The organism is Phytoactinopolyspora halophila (assembly GCF_003287285.1).
In the GTDB taxonomy this organism is placed as follows: Bacteria; Actinomycetota; Actinomycetes; order Jiangellales; family Jiangellaceae; genus Phytoactinopolyspora_A; species Phytoactinopolyspora_A halophila.
Map to the genome: position 1 here is coordinate 61,564 of NZ_QMIG01000003.1, position 12,616 is coordinate 74,179.

The window sequence follows — 12,616 nt, forward strand, 5'->3', positions numbered from 1 at the left end:
GGAGTAGCGGGGGTGTGGGTTATGGTTCGGGGTTTTCGGCGCTCCGGCGCTCGAACTCCGCGGCGATCTCGTCCGTCTTCGGACCCGGCGCCGTCACGTGGTGCCGACGGTCGTCGTAGATGACGGCCTCGACGGGCTGAACGTCCCGTACGGACGAGGTGAGAAAGATCTCGTCGGCCTCGTCGAGGACACTGAAGTCGAGCTCGGCTTCCTGCGCCTCGGTCCATTCCAGCACGAGATCCCGCGTGATCCCCGCCAGGCATCCGCTGGCCAGCGACGGCGTCAGCACCCGGCCGTCAACGACGACGAACACGTTGCTGCCCGTGCCTTCACACAGCCGGCCCTGCGTATCGGCCATGAGAGCCTCGCTACCGCCACGCTCGCGCGCCCGGGCCAGCGCGACGACGTTTTCCGCATACGACGTCGTCTTCAACCCGGCCAGCGCACCGCGCTCGTTTCGGGGCCACGGCACGGCGGCCACGCTGGCCGTCGGGGGATAGGGCTGCACCGGCGTGCCGCCGACGATGAGCGTCGGCTCGGCATCGCCGCGCTCGGACCCCATCGGAGCGATGCCGCCGGTGTACGTGATGCGCAGTCTCGCCAGGTCCGACCGCTCCAGCGCGCCGATGACGTCGGTGCACGCCTTGCGGACGAGCGCGCGGTCCGGGGCGGGCAGCCCGAGCCCGGTCGCGGACTGTTGCAGACGCGTCAGGTGACGTTCGAGCGCGAACGGCACGCCGTCGACCACCTTGGCCGTCTCGAAGGCGCCGTCGCCCACAGTCAGACCGTGGTCGAGGGCGCTCACCGTTGCGTGCGACGAGTCGGTGAGTTCACCGTTAATCCAGATCAACACGAAGCCAAGCCTACGAGCCGTTCGGCCTTCAGTTCCGTCTCGGCCCATTCGCGTTCCGGATCCGAACCCCACGTGATGCCGGCACCGGTACCGAAACGCAGTGTGCCCTCCTCGGCCCAGAAGGTGCGGATACCAACCGCCAGCTCTCCCTCGCCGGTGTCCGCGTCGACCCAGCCGACGGCGCCGCAGTAGGGGCCGCGATCCACGGGTTCGAGATCGGCGATCGCCTGCAGCGCGCTTGACTTCGGGGCGCCGCTCACTGATCCGGGCGGGAAGGTCGCATCGAACAGCTCGGGCCACCCGGCGGTGTCGACGAGCTGGCCGGTCACTGTGGACACAAGGTGCACCAGACCGGGATGTTTCTCCACGGAGAGCAGACCCTCCACGGCGATCGACCCGGTCCTACTCACCCGGGAGAGGTCGTTGCGCACCAGGTCAACGATCATCACGTTCTCGGCTTGATCCTTCTCCGTGAGGTCGTCCTCCGTGCGGCCGGTGCCCTTGATCGGCGACGACCAGACCGCGTGCCCGTCGCGTCGTATGTAGAGCTCGGGGGAGGCCGTAACCACCTGGAGTCCAGGCAGTTGGATCAGGCCACCGAATGGCGCATCGTGGCGCTCGGCGAGCTTCGCGGCCAGCGGGAGAAGTCCCCACTCGCCGAGCTCAGGCAGCGGCGCCTCCATCACCCGGCAGACGTTGACCTGGTAGACGGTTCCGGCCGCGATCCGTTCCCGGACCTCACGCACGGCGCTCACGTAGCCGTTCCGGTCGAGCGACGACGACCACGTGTGGGCGGGTGGACCCTGCCACCGCAAGCCCGCCGCCGCGCGGTCGAGGGGTAGCTGTTGCCACCGGGCGAAACGCGCGCAGGTGACGGAACCTTCGAACGTGACGACCACCGCCCACCTGCCGGAGCTGTCCAGTGCGGTCAGATCGTCGGTCAGCTCGTCCAGCTCGGTGGCCATCATGCCCCCGAGATGCGCCACCGGCCGGACCGCGTCTGGGCCACCGTACACGCCTTGCGACGCTACCCGAACGCGGCACATCCGTGCTTGTTCGGGCGAATGTGGCACCTGCGCTCCATCGGAGTCGCGCGCGAGTCCGATGGAGCGTCACGAACCGGCCGGGAGCTTCCCCTCGTGCGACCTACCTGTTTGGCCTCGAGGCCCTCAATGGGTTAATGTTCTATCCGCAGCCGCGTTCACCGGACCGGCACGGTGAACGGAGTTGCACGCGGACGTGGCGCAGCGGTAGCGCATCACCTTGCCAAGGTGAGGGTCGCGGGTTCGAATCCCGTCGTCCGCTCGGAGAGAGGCCCCGCCAAGGCCTCACCTCGGTGGAGTGGCCGAGAGGCGAGGCAACGGCCTGCAAAGCCGTCTACACGGGTTCAAATCCCGTCTCCACCTCGCTTGAGTGACTGTCAATCAACACTCCAGCAACGGGCGATTAGCTCAGTGGGAGAGCGCTACCTTGACACGGTAGAGGTCGCTGGTTCAATCCCAGCATCGCCCACACCCACCATCCGATGTCAGAAGGCTTTCTCACTTTCTTTGCATTCGAATGGTCGGGTGGCACGCATCGGCGACATTGGTGATGTCAACGTGCCGAGGAATCAACAGGGTCGTGCGGTCGTGACGGCAGTCGAGCACGATGCTCGAAATATCTAGACCGGCGCGAAGACCCATTCATCGGATAGGTCCAGCAGACGAGCCGCCCGCACGCATGACTCGATCAGCGATTCACGCGAGCGTGTGATGGCCCGATGCACCGGGTGGTCGGTGTCGTAGCGGGTCAGGATCTCGGCCAGCCGTTGATGCACGGATACCCGGATGCCGGTTGGGCCGGTGCTCATGTCCACCAGCGTGAGCATGTCAAGGTTGGTCTGTTCCGGTTCGCCGAACGCGGCCAGCTTGGCCGCGAGGCCCCGTTCCTCTGCCTCGTAGGCCGCTCCCGAGTGATACGCCACCAGGGAGACCAGTTCACTCGGAGCATGCCGGGCAGCCAGGAAGTCGGCGCCGTCGACCGGATGAAAGCCCGACGAGCGCACGTGCGGTGCGTAGCCGATGTCGTGTAGCCATGCCGCAGCCACCACCACGTCAGGCACGTGTCGCGTCTGTGCTGCCAGCTTCGCCGCCAGCGACCCAACCGCCAGCACATGCGCCCAGCGATCACCCATCGACGACATATGCTGCCTGGCGAGCGTTGCCGCCCCGGCCGGACTCCCGTCCTCGCTCATGACCACGAGCGTATGCCACGACACAGGCACATGATCACCAGCGGACGCGGCCCGCCGCGTCGTGCGGGCCATGTCGAGCGTCTAATCAGCTTCGTATTCGGCGCCACCGGCCATCTCGATGCCCAAGATCATGCCTAATGCGCCTTCGACGCTAGTCATGGTCTCTGGCTTTGCGTTGCCCAGCCGGTGAAGGAAGCGATTTCGAGACACGGCCCGCATAGCTCGAACAACCGCCACGCTGGTCTGCTCGACTCCCTCGCCCGGTGACACCTCCGGCCGCAAAGGCGAAGCCGTCCGTGAACTCGACACGGGCACGACCACCAACAGCTCATCAGGTACGCCAGCGTTGATCTGATCAACAGACACCACGATTACGGGCCGGTTCTTGCCCGGCTCACCCTGACGAGCCGTACCGAGCGACACAAGCCACAACTCGCCCCGACGCGGCTCAGTCGGTGCCATCAGTCAGAGTCTCTTCCCAGTCTTCGTCCTCGGTCTTCACGTCGGCCGAAGCAGCGTCCTGAAGCACGGCGGTGCGTTCCGCACGGAAGATCGCATCTCGCCTCACCTGTCGAGCCATGTCCGCTAGCATCGCCGAGATCGACACGCCCCGTTCTCGTGCCTGCTCGGCCAGGAGATCACGCGTTTCCCGGCTCACCCTGATCGTCGCGGTTTCGGCGTTCATGTCGCCATAGTATGGCGATGTTGTATGGCGACACAATGTAGCGCCAAAATTTACCATGCCATGGTGGGGCTTGAAGCGGTCGGTCCTTGACGGATCTTTGTCAGCACCTGCTTGATCGCCCTACACAGGTGTGCAGTAGAACGCACTGATCTGCCGATGATCGGGCACTCGCGAGAATTCGGCGATAGCTGGTGCGAGATAGTCAGGACCTGACGACATGCGTCACTGCGCCCAGATAGACACAGAGCCTTCGAACCTCCAGACGACTGGATCGGCCGAGACGCGGGCGCCCTCGACCGCGACGCTTAGGAACTCAGCGGGTGTGGTCGTCACTGTGTCTTGATCTTCTTCTCGATCGCGATGAGGTTGGTGAGTTTGTCAGTGGCGATGCGGCGTCGGGTCGTGCCGAGAAGGTCGCGTGGTCGCACGGATGCGCGCATCGCCTTGGCCTGCCCGGCGGTGATGTCCTTCTTCGCTGTTCACGGGATCAACTCGGCGAGCAGGCGTTGGAGCCGGTTGACGGTCTGCACGTGTGATCTGACCCGTTTGCCGAGTTGACCTCTTAGACATCAAGGCTGCACGCCCACCAAGGGACGCGGCCCGCCGCCTCCCTTTCCTGAAGCGGTTACCGCATCGGTATACCTTGCGAGGGTTCACGATTGGGGTGCTCGAATGGGTATACTTATCGGTATGACTGCGACTCTGGCAACCATCAAGGTCGACAAGGAGGTACGCGACCAACTCGCCAAGGTCGCCCGCTCTCGCCACACCACCATGCGCGCGCTCCTCGCAGACTTCGCTGAGCGAGCAACGCGCGAGCAGATGTGGGCTGAGATCAACGCGGGATATGCCCGCCTACAGCAAGACCCCGAACAATGGGCGGACTACATGTCCGAGCTTGAGAGCTGGGAGACGGCGACGGCCGACGCCGACGACCAGGCGGCTGAAGAGTGGCCGGAGTACCAGCAGTGAAGCTCAGCCAGGGTGAGATCTGGCTGGCCAAGCTGTCTCCCACGGTAGGCACCGAGCAAGCCGGGACACGTCCCATCGTCGTAGTATCTGGTGCCCAGTTCGCCAGGATGCCGATCCATCAGGCGATCGTCGTGCCCGTCACCAGCCGGGACCGCAACCTTCCTCACCACATTAAGATCGCCGACGACGGCGGTCTCGTGCGCGACAGTTGGGCCATGACCGAAGGCGTGCGCGCGATCTCAACCGAACGCCTCGTCCACCACATCAGCCAGGCCGACGACGTCACCGTGGGCGCGATACTCCGGTACATCCGTGAGTGGTTCCATCCATAGGAGCTGCGCTTCGGGACGACGGCCAGCTCGGCGCCCCGCGCCGTACGGCTGACTAACTCGACACTTGCCGAGGTGTCGAGTACGTAGGGTGGCACTAGTCTTCGTCGTCGCGGATATCAGCCAGCACGTCAGCCGCTGTCCGGTGACGGCGGTTTTGCACGCCACGTGCGGGTGTGTAACATGTTGAACATGAGTGCACACAGCCTGCGCGAGCTGCGCGGCAGTCTCGGCTCGGTGGTCCGGGAAGTCGCCATGTCCGGTGAAGAGGCCATTATCACCGACAGCGGCACTGAGGTTGCTGTCATCATCTCGATGGCCGATTACGAACGTCTGCACGAACATGCCGACGTCGCCGACGCCCTGCGGCTGCGGGACATGCGGGCTGAGGGTTTCTCGGCGATGTCCTTGGCAGAGATGATGGAGGCTCTCGGCGTGAGCGCCGATGAGGTTCTCGCGTCGTGAGGGTTGAGTTCCATCCAGACGTTCTCAAGCAGCTTCAACGACTTCCCCGTGATGCGTTTGAAACTGCCCTACAGAAGATCATCGGCCTGGTCAGTGAACCGCGGCCAGAGGGCGCGAAGAAGCTCGCCGGTGGTAGTCGCGACTACCGCATCCGGTTCGGCCAGTACCGGATCGTGTACGAGATCAACGAGGCCGACCAAACCCTGACGATCTTCACCGTAGCCAAACGCAGTGACGCATATCGGTAGACGAATGCGCGAGGGCACGCGGCGCCTTGGCGGCCAAGGCCCGGTGCTCAAGGGGTGAGCCCGTGCCCCGATGTCGTGGTGCCGGTCGCCGGGGGACGGTGGCAGCAGCACGGAGACACCTATTGACCGTCGTGGCGGCGTCGGCAATAGTGACAGTTAGCCGACTGCCCGACAAGTACCGTTTGGCACAAGCGGGTGGAATGTCACTGTCGCCGCTTTCCGGGGCCGAACATGCCAAGGCCGAGGTTCGAGTCATCGCGAGAGCAGATCGCGCACGCCTATAACGCCCTGGTCGACAAGGGATACTTCACGGACCGGTTCGGGGGAAATGAACGCTACCTCGGTCGGCTGATGCTCCATCACATTCCTGCGAAGGCACACAGCATCCTGGAGATCGGCGGCGCGACCGGGCTATGGATGCATCAGGTGCTTCGCCGCCGTCCGGCGATGCGTGAGGTCACGATCGTCGAGATCTCGGCTGCCGCGGAAACGTGCCGGGACCGTCTTTCACGAACGCTGCACGATCGGCCGGGCTCCAGGCTCGACGTGATCCGGGCCGACTTTCTCGACGTCAAGGACGAACTCCCGCAAGCTCAGGTGGTCGCGAGCAGCTTCGTCGCCGAGTACATGGGCGATCCGGCGACGTATGTGCGGGCGCTGTACGACCTCGCGGAACCGGGCGGGCGCGTCGTTTTCATCGACGTGCTGACCCGGCCGGACAGCCCTGCCGGTTCGATCGGTCCGAGACCCGTGCTTGCCAGCTTTGCCCGGCTCTGCCTGGCGTACGTGAAGGCGGGCCGGATTCCGCCACTGATCGGCGTTGCCCGAGCGTTGCCGCTCTACCGGTTCCCGTCCGAGCCGGCATTCCAGGCACTGTACGAGGACTACACGGCCACGTACGACTTTCCGCGTGCGGCCTGGATCGCCACGCAACGGGAGTACCCGGGAGCGGAGTTCCTCGACTTGGGCATGGCGGGTCTGCTGATGGTGCCGAAGCCCGAGTGAGGGGTGGGGCCAGCCGATGGCAGTCCGAAATCCGCCGCGCCCACGCCGGATCGCGGTACCTGCCTGGTTAGAAACGATTACGTGCCGCTGGGAGATCACGATCGTGATCGTGGCCCAGGCCGTGGCGCTATACATGTTCGGCGAGCTGGCGAGCGGCGGTGCGCCAGACTCGTTCCGGATCCTGGTAGCCGGGCTGTTCGGGCTGTGTGCGCAGGGCTTGTGCAGCGTGCTGAACGACATCGCCGACGTCGACGCCGATCGAGTCAACCATCCGGAGCGCCCGTTCCCGTCGGGCCGGGTCTCGATCCGCCAGGGCTGGTTCGTGGTTGTCGCGTGCTTTCTGGGCGCGCTGCTGTGTGGCGCGATCCTGGCGTACAGCGTCCTCGGATACATCATGCTCGGGCTGCATCTGGCACTCTCGGTCGCGTATTCCTGTCCCGGTGTCCGGCTGGGGCGGCACTGGCTGCTGGGACCGCTGACCCTGGTCAGCGCCACGGTATGTGGGATCTGGTTCATTCTGAGCTGCACGCCGCTGGCACCGGGAGTCGTCGTCCTCATCAGCTCGGTCTGCTTCCTCCATCACCTGCTGGTGATCCCGTTGAAAGACATCAAGGACGTTGCCGGTGACGCGCTGGTCGGCGGCACTTCGCTGGCTATGAAGTTTCCGAGGCGGGCGGTTCACGCGACCGGCATCACCGGCTACCTCGTGCCGTGGCTGATCCTGTTCGTCGCCGTCGACGCGGTGGGGAGTTCTGCGATCGAACCACCACTGCGAGCGGTGGCGGTCCTGTTCGGTATCGCCGGTGCCACGATGGCGTGCGCCGTGCTGTTTCGGCCGGAATTGCTGAGGACGAGCCAGCGGTTCTGCTGGTTCGCCGAACTGGGCCTGCTGTTCCTGTTCCAGTTGTCGCTGCCGTTCGCGGTGGTGGTGTTCGCTTAACACGGACGTCGGAACCTGTCAGGCCGCGCTGGGGGTGATCGTCGGTTGGAAAGCATCGACATGGTGGAGAACGCGCTAGCCGTCATCACCGGGCTTGCCTGGACGGTGGCGTACCTCGGAATCATCCACCGCGGTTTCCGGGACAAGACCTATGGCATGCCGCTGACCGCGCTGGCCCTGAACATCACGTGGGAATTCATTTTCGCTTTCCTGGTGCCGGGACGGTTCGGGCTGCAAGTCGCGATCAACGTGGTCTGGTTCTGTTTCGACGTCGTCATTCTCTATACGTATTTCGCGTTCGGCCGCAAAGAGTTCCCCGCGTCGGTGCACCAGCGGTGGTTCATCCCGTGGGGCGTCCTGCTCGTAGCGATCTCGTTCGTTACCCAGTATTCGGCAGCCCGGGAATTTCCGGACCTTCCGATGGACACGTATACCGCCTTCGTCGTCAACGTCATCATGTCGGTCGCGTTCATCACGATGCTGGCCCGCAGAGGCAGCCGAGCCGGCCAGTCGCTGGTGATCGCGACATCCAAGTGGCTCGGTTCGGCAGCCGTGACGGTGCTGGTATTTCTGGACCTCGGCAGCTCGCTGCTGCTGACATTGGGAGTCTGCGTCTTCGTCCTCGACGTCATTTACATCGTCATGCTCGCCAGGACGCGTGCCGCATGACGGCGGTTCCCGCGGGCATATGGGTGCCGGCAAGGCGGCCACAGCCCGCCAGGCGTTTCAGAGCCTGGTGGGGACGCCGCGTCATCGTTCCCCGAAAAACATGTCGCGCTCCCGCACGGCGCACCCCAGACTTCGGAGATGACATCGCTCATTCAGAACATTGCTGTGGACTGCGCCGACCCGTACCGGCTCGCGACTTTCTGGTCACACGTGCTCGGACGTCCGATCCATCCGGACAACGAACCCGGTGACGAGGAAGTGGGCGTGATGCTAGATGACGCACAGGAGCTGCTGTTCATCTCGGTACCCGAGCCCAAGACGGTGAAGAATCGTCTCCACCTGTGCCTGCGCCCGCACCAGCTCCGCGAGCAGGAGGTTGCGGAACTGCTGCGCAGTGGCGCCACGATGGTCGATGACCGGCGCAACGAGGACGGAACCGGCTGGGCGGTTCTGGCGGATCCCGAGGGCAACGAGTTCTGTGTACTCCGCAGCGCGGCGGAACGCGGGCGGTGAGAACGGCGTGATTCCGGTCTGACGCGAAACACCGACATCGTCCAGGTCATCACCTCGACAATGTCGGTGTTCTGGGGCCACGAGGGGTTCGTCGCGCTTGGACGACGACGCCCGTGACCGTTTACGCGGGTTCGAGTTCCGACGGCACCGCGATGACGTCGACCATCGCACCATTGCGCAACACGGTGAGGGGCAACGGTTCGCCAATCGCCTCATCGAAGAGTAGCCGCTGCAGGCTCTGTGCATCGGCGACCGGGGAACGACCGGCGGAGAGAACCAGGTCACCGGCCTTGAGCCCGGCACGATCGGCGGGGGAGCCGGGCACGATCTGCACGATGCGCAGGCTCTGCCGCTGCCCGGTACGTTCGGCCAGCGAGGCGGGCAACGGCACCGGGGTGCTCACCAGGCCCAGGTAGGCGCGGCGCACGCGGCCGTCCCGCATGAGCGTGCCGATGATCCGGCGGGTGGTCGTGTTGATGGGGACGGCGAGGCCGAGTCCGATGCCGGCGACGGCCGTGTTGATCCCGACGACGTGCCCCCTCGCATCTGCCAGCGCACCTCCGGAGTTGCCCGGGTTGAGCGCAGCATCGGTCTGGATGACGTCCTCGACCAGGCGCGTTGCCCTCCCGCTGCGCGTGGGAAGGGAACGGCCGAGGCCGCTGACCACGCCGGCCGTGACCGAGCCGTCCAGGCCGAGCGGGCTCCCCACGGCGACGACGAGCTGTCCCACCCGGAGGCCGTCGGCCTCGCCGAACCGGGCAGGGCCGACCACGGGTCCTCGTGTACGGGCGACGGCGAGGTCGGACAGCTGATCTACGCCGACGACGTCGAACTCGGTCTCTGCGCCGTCGGCGAACGCCGCGACGCCCCGGCTACCGGAGCCCGCCACGTGCGCATTGGTGATGAGATAGCCGTCGTCGGTGAAGACGACGGCGGAGCCGACGCTCTCGTTCCGGGCGCCGCCGTGCGAGCCCTGGATACGCACGCTGGCGACGTGGGGGAGGAGTTCGTCGGCGACGCCTGTGACGACACGCGAGTACGCATCCAGCGCCTCGCCATCGGAAGCTTCGGTCTGGTCGTTCACGATGTCACCCCCATACGTGACCGGATCGCTGGCCTGGTCGAGTACCGGGGAAACCCGGAACACCGGGAGATTGTTCCCGCGTCGCCATGCGGACGCCGACGTGCTTCTCGCCCTAGCATGAAGGCGTGATCCGCATGGCAGCCGAACGAAGCGAGGTACAGCCGTGGCTGCCGTCCTGACCGTCGGTCACGGCGCGCGCTCCGGGGACGCGTTGCTGGCCGTGCTCGGTGAGGCGGCGGTCTCGACCGTCGTCGACGTGCGCCGGTTTCCCGGATCGCGGCGTCACCCGCAGTTCGGCCAGGAGGCGCTCGCCGCGAGCTTGAACGGCGCCGGCATCGGATACGAGTGGCACGGGGACAGCCTCGGCGGGCGCCGCTCGCGCCGGGAGCAGAGCCGGCACGGCGCGCTCGTCAATGCCTCGTTCCAGGGATACGCCGATCACATGGACACGTCCGAGTTCCGGGAGGCCGTCGAGACGCTACGGAGCCGGGCCGCACAGGGCGAGCGGCTTGCGGTGATGTGCGCGGAAACGGTGTGGTGGCGCTGCCACCGATCGTTCATCGCCGACGCACTCGCCTGCCGGGGCACCGAGGTGGAGCACCTGCTCGATGTCGGCAAGCGCGATCGTTACCGGCCGCGGCTGACGATGCGGTGCGACGAGGACGGCTGGCCCGTGTACGACGTGCCGGACACCCTGCCCATCGACGAATAAGCACCGCGTGCCTGGGCGGCCAGTCCCGTCAGCGGGGCCAAGCCGGTCAGCCGGGGCGGCCGTCCAGATATGCCAGTACGGCGAGCACCCGCCGGTTGTCGTCGGGCGATTCGCTCAGGTGGAGCTTGTGAAAGACGTTGGCGATGTGCTTGCCGACGGCTTTCTCGGTGATGAACAGGGCGGATGCGATGGCGGAGTTGGTGCGCCCTTCGGCCATCAAGGTGAGAACCTCGTGTTCGCGCGCCGTGAGGGATTCGAGCCGGCTGTGCTGGCCACCGATGAGCGTGGACACGACGTGGGGGTCCATGGCGGTGCCGCCGCCCGCGACGCGGCGCAGCGCGTCGACGAACTCCCCGACCTGCGAGACGCGGTCCTTGAGCAGATAGCCGACCCCGCCCGAGCCGTCGGCCATGAGCTCGCGGGCATACAACGGCTCGACGTACTGGGACAGCACGAGCACCGGCAGCCCGGGTATCTCGTGCCGCGCTTCGATCGCGGCTCGCAGACCTTCGTCGGTGAAGGTGGGTGGTAGTCGCACGTCGACGACCGCGACGTCGGGCCGATGCGTGCGTAGCGCACGGAGCAGGGTGAGCCCGGTGTCGGCGGCCTCGACCACGTCGAACTCGTGGGCCGTCAGCAATCGCATCAGCCCGTCTCGGAGGAGGGCGTGGTCTTCGCCGAGGACAACTCGCACGGGATCTCCATGGTCACGGTGGTGGGGCCACCTTCAGGGCTGTCGATGTTCACCGTACCGTCGAACGCGAACAGCCGCCGGCCGATGCCATGCAGGCCCCCGCCGCTGCCGGCGACGGCGCCGCCCCGGCCGTCGTCGTGGACGGCGATGCGCAGCCGGCCACCGTCATGGTCGAGCGTGAGCTGAACCGATGACGCCCGAGCGTGTTTGGTGATGTTGGTCAGGGTCTCGGCCACGGCGAAGTACGCCGCCGATTCCACGGGAGCCGGTGGCCGGCCGGCCACGCGATCCTCCACCTCGACGGGCAACGGATGTGCCAGCACGAGTGCCTCGACGGCACCGGACAGTCCCCGGTCCGCGAGCACGGGTGGGTGGATGCCGTGCACGAGGTCGCGCAGATCGGCGAGCACCTGTCCGCTGCCTTCACGGGCCTCGGCCAGCAACCGGGCAGCGGCGTCGGGATCGGTACGCAGCAGTTCTTCGGCCATGCCAATGTTCATGCCGAGCGATGTCAGCTGGGCCTGGGCGCCGTCGTGCAGATCGCGTTCGATCCGCCGCAGCTCGGCCGCTTGCGCGTCCACGGTTTCGGCGCGCGAGTCGGTCAGCTGTTGCACCCGAGCGGCGAGCGAGGCGGCGCCGGTCGGGCCGAGGAGCGTGCCGGACAGGCGGGCGTAGCCGCGCATGAGCGGCGGGACGAGCCACCACCACAGCGGGAGGACGGAGAGGGCGAAGAGCGTGATCACGACGAGGTAGGTCACGAACCCGAGCGTGGCGTTGACCAGCAGCCACGCCAGGTCTCGCCACGTGGCGGGGTCGCGTGCCAGCGCGATCACCTTCGCTCCGGGATGTCCCGGGGGCATCCGCCGGCCCGGTTGCGCCGCAGCCGTGGGCCACACGTAGGGACGCGAGATCGTCACTCCCAGCGCGCTGGCGAAGATCCACCGGTGTACGTCGGTGAGCACGCGGGTCAGCCACGCCGCTGCGAGGATCATCGCGATGCCGACCCCGAACGCACCGATCAGCGGTATCCCGACGATGCTCACGAGGAACAGCGGGAGGCTGACGGGCAGGCTCATCACCAGCAGGGGCAACGTCCAGCCCAGCAGGGTGAGGCGCCACCGGAAAGGGCGGGCAGCCGACGACGGCATGGGTACATTCTTACCGCATCACGCGAGTTCGCGCGGTAGGGTAAGGCCCACCGTCAATTGGTG

General features: G+C 66.2%; 17 protein-coding genes and 3 tRNA genes. 12 read left to right on the forward strand and 8 right to left on the reverse strand.

Annotated features, from left to right (window positions below; all coding sequences use genetic code 11):
* Nucleotides 1-19: 19 nt before the first annotated feature.
* Nucleotides 20-853, reverse strand: coding sequence for an aminotransferase class IV (locus tag DPM12_RS05040; RefSeq protein ID WP_112257213.1), 834 nt, complete (start codon nt 851-853; stop codon nt 20-22).
* A complete protein-coding gene (locus DPM12_RS05045) occupies nt 847-1,899 on the reverse strand; it encodes a chorismate-binding protein (RefSeq protein ID WP_112257214.1) in 1,053 nt (350 codons plus the stop codon). The genes DPM12_RS05040 and DPM12_RS05045 overlap by 7 nt, the downstream gene beginning before the upstream one ends.
* Before the next feature lie 187 nt (nt 1,900-2,086).
* On the opposite strand from DPM12_RS05045, the gene DPM12_RS05050 reads away from it, so the two are divergent.
* From DPM12_RS05050 to DPM12_RS05060, 3 genes are all read left to right on the forward strand, one after another.
* A tRNA-Gly gene (locus tag DPM12_RS05050) sits at nt 2,087-2,158 on the forward strand.
* Nucleotides 2,159-2,188: 30 nt separating this feature from the next.
* A tRNA-Cys gene (locus DPM12_RS05055) sits at nt 2,189-2,259 on the forward strand.
* Nucleotides 2,260-2,293: 34 nt separating this feature from the next.
* Nucleotides 2,294-2,365: transfer RNA gene (locus DPM12_RS05060), tRNA-Val, on the forward strand.
* Between the two features lie 151 nt (nt 2,366-2,516).
* On the opposite strand, the gene DPM12_RS05065 is transcribed toward DPM12_RS05060, so the two are convergent.
* The 3 genes from DPM12_RS05065 to DPM12_RS05075 form a co-directional block, all read right to left on the reverse strand.
* Entirely contained in the window at nt 2,517-3,089 is a 573-nt protein-coding gene (locus DPM12_RS05065; protein WP_211658462.1) for an HD domain-containing protein, read from the reverse strand.
* Between the two features lie 81 nt (nt 3,090-3,170).
* Complete coding sequence (locus tag DPM12_RS05070) at nt 3,171-3,551, reverse strand: type II toxin-antitoxin system PemK/MazF family toxin (RefSeq protein WP_112257215.1); 381 nt, start codon at nt 3,549-3,551, stop codon at nt 3,171-3,173.
* A complete protein-coding gene (locus tag DPM12_RS05075) occupies nt 3,538-3,774 on the reverse strand; it encodes an antitoxin (RefSeq protein WP_112257216.1) in 237 nt (78 codons plus the stop codon). The genes DPM12_RS05070 and DPM12_RS05075 overlap by 14 nt, the downstream gene beginning before the upstream one ends.
* 690 nt (nt 3,775-4,464) lie before the next feature.
* Between DPM12_RS05075 and DPM12_RS05085 the strand changes: the two genes are divergently transcribed.
* From DPM12_RS05085 to DPM12_RS23085, 8 genes are all read left to right on the forward strand, one after another.
* On the forward strand, nt 4,465-4,746 hold the full coding sequence (locus tag DPM12_RS05085) for a hypothetical protein (protein WP_123788483.1): 282 nt from the start codon (nt 4,465-4,467) through the stop codon (nt 4,744-4,746).
* Complete coding sequence (locus DPM12_RS05090) at nt 4,743-5,078, forward strand: type II toxin-antitoxin system PemK/MazF family toxin (RefSeq protein ID WP_158542753.1); 336 nt, start codon at nt 4,743-4,745, stop codon at nt 5,076-5,078. Before DPM12_RS05085 ends, DPM12_RS05090 begins: the two co-directional genes overlap by 4 nt.
* A 189-nt stretch (nt 5,079-5,267) precedes the next feature.
* Nucleotides 5,268-5,540 carry a type II toxin-antitoxin system Phd/YefM family antitoxin gene (locus DPM12_RS05095; RefSeq protein ID WP_112257474.1) on the forward strand — a complete coding sequence of 91 codons (273 nt, stop codon included), beginning with the start codon at nt 5,268-5,270 and terminating at the stop codon, nt 5,538-5,540.
* Nucleotides 5,537-5,788 carry a type II toxin-antitoxin system RelE family toxin gene (locus DPM12_RS05100; protein WP_112257219.1) on the forward strand — a complete coding sequence of 84 codons (252 nt, stop codon included), beginning with the start codon at nt 5,537-5,539 and terminating at the stop codon, nt 5,786-5,788. The genes DPM12_RS05095 and DPM12_RS05100 overlap by 4 nt, the downstream gene beginning before the upstream one ends.
* Nucleotides 5,789-6,019: 231 nt before the next feature.
* On the forward strand, nt 6,020-6,793 hold the full coding sequence (locus DPM12_RS05105) for a class I SAM-dependent methyltransferase (protein WP_112257220.1): 774 nt from the start codon (nt 6,020-6,022) through the stop codon (nt 6,791-6,793).
* 16 nt (nt 6,794-6,809) lie between these two features.
* The gene (locus tag DPM12_RS05110) at nt 6,810-7,733 is read left to right on the forward strand and encodes a UbiA prenyltransferase family protein (RefSeq protein WP_112257221.1); all 924 of its coding nucleotides are present in this window, start codon (nt 6,810-6,812) and stop codon (nt 7,731-7,733) included.
* A gap of 45 nt (nt 7,734-7,778) precedes the next feature.
* Entirely contained in the window at nt 7,779-8,402 is a 624-nt protein-coding gene (locus tag DPM12_RS05115; protein ID WP_123788482.1) for a transmembrane-type terpene cyclase, read from the forward strand.
* A 138-nt stretch (nt 8,403-8,540) separates the two neighbouring features.
* The gene (locus tag DPM12_RS23085) at nt 8,541-8,915 is read left to right on the forward strand and encodes a VOC family protein (protein ID WP_158542754.1); all 375 of its coding nucleotides are present in this window, start codon (nt 8,541-8,543) and stop codon (nt 8,913-8,915) included.
* Between the two features lie 121 nt (nt 8,916-9,036).
* On the opposite strand, the gene DPM12_RS05125 is transcribed toward DPM12_RS23085, so the two are convergent.
* Entirely contained in the window at nt 9,037-9,999 is a 963-nt protein-coding gene (locus DPM12_RS05125) for a trypsin-like peptidase domain-containing protein (protein WP_170313667.1), read from the reverse strand.
* A gap of 163 nt (nt 10,000-10,162) precedes the next feature.
* Between DPM12_RS05125 and DPM12_RS05130 the strand changes: the two genes are divergently transcribed.
* Nucleotides 10,163-10,711 carry a DUF488 domain-containing protein gene (locus DPM12_RS05130; protein WP_112257224.1) on the forward strand — a complete coding sequence of 183 codons (549 nt, stop codon included), beginning with the start codon at nt 10,163-10,165 and terminating at the stop codon, nt 10,709-10,711.
* Between the two features lie 46 nt (nt 10,712-10,757).
* On the opposite strand, the gene DPM12_RS05135 is transcribed toward DPM12_RS05130, so the two are convergent.
* Both DPM12_RS05135 and DPM12_RS05140 read right to left on the reverse strand, forming a co-directional pair.
* Nucleotides 10,758-11,405 carry a LuxR C-terminal-related transcriptional regulator gene (locus DPM12_RS05135; protein ID WP_112257225.1) on the reverse strand — a complete coding sequence of 216 codons (648 nt, stop codon included), beginning with the start codon at nt 11,403-11,405 and terminating at the stop codon, nt 10,758-10,760.
* Nucleotides 11,357-12,553, reverse strand: coding sequence for a sensor histidine kinase (locus DPM12_RS05140; RefSeq protein ID WP_112257226.1), 1,197 nt, complete (start codon nt 12,551-12,553; stop codon nt 11,357-11,359). The genes DPM12_RS05135 and DPM12_RS05140 overlap by 49 nt, the downstream gene beginning before the upstream one ends.
* Nucleotides 12,554-12,616: the final 63 nt, after the last annotated feature.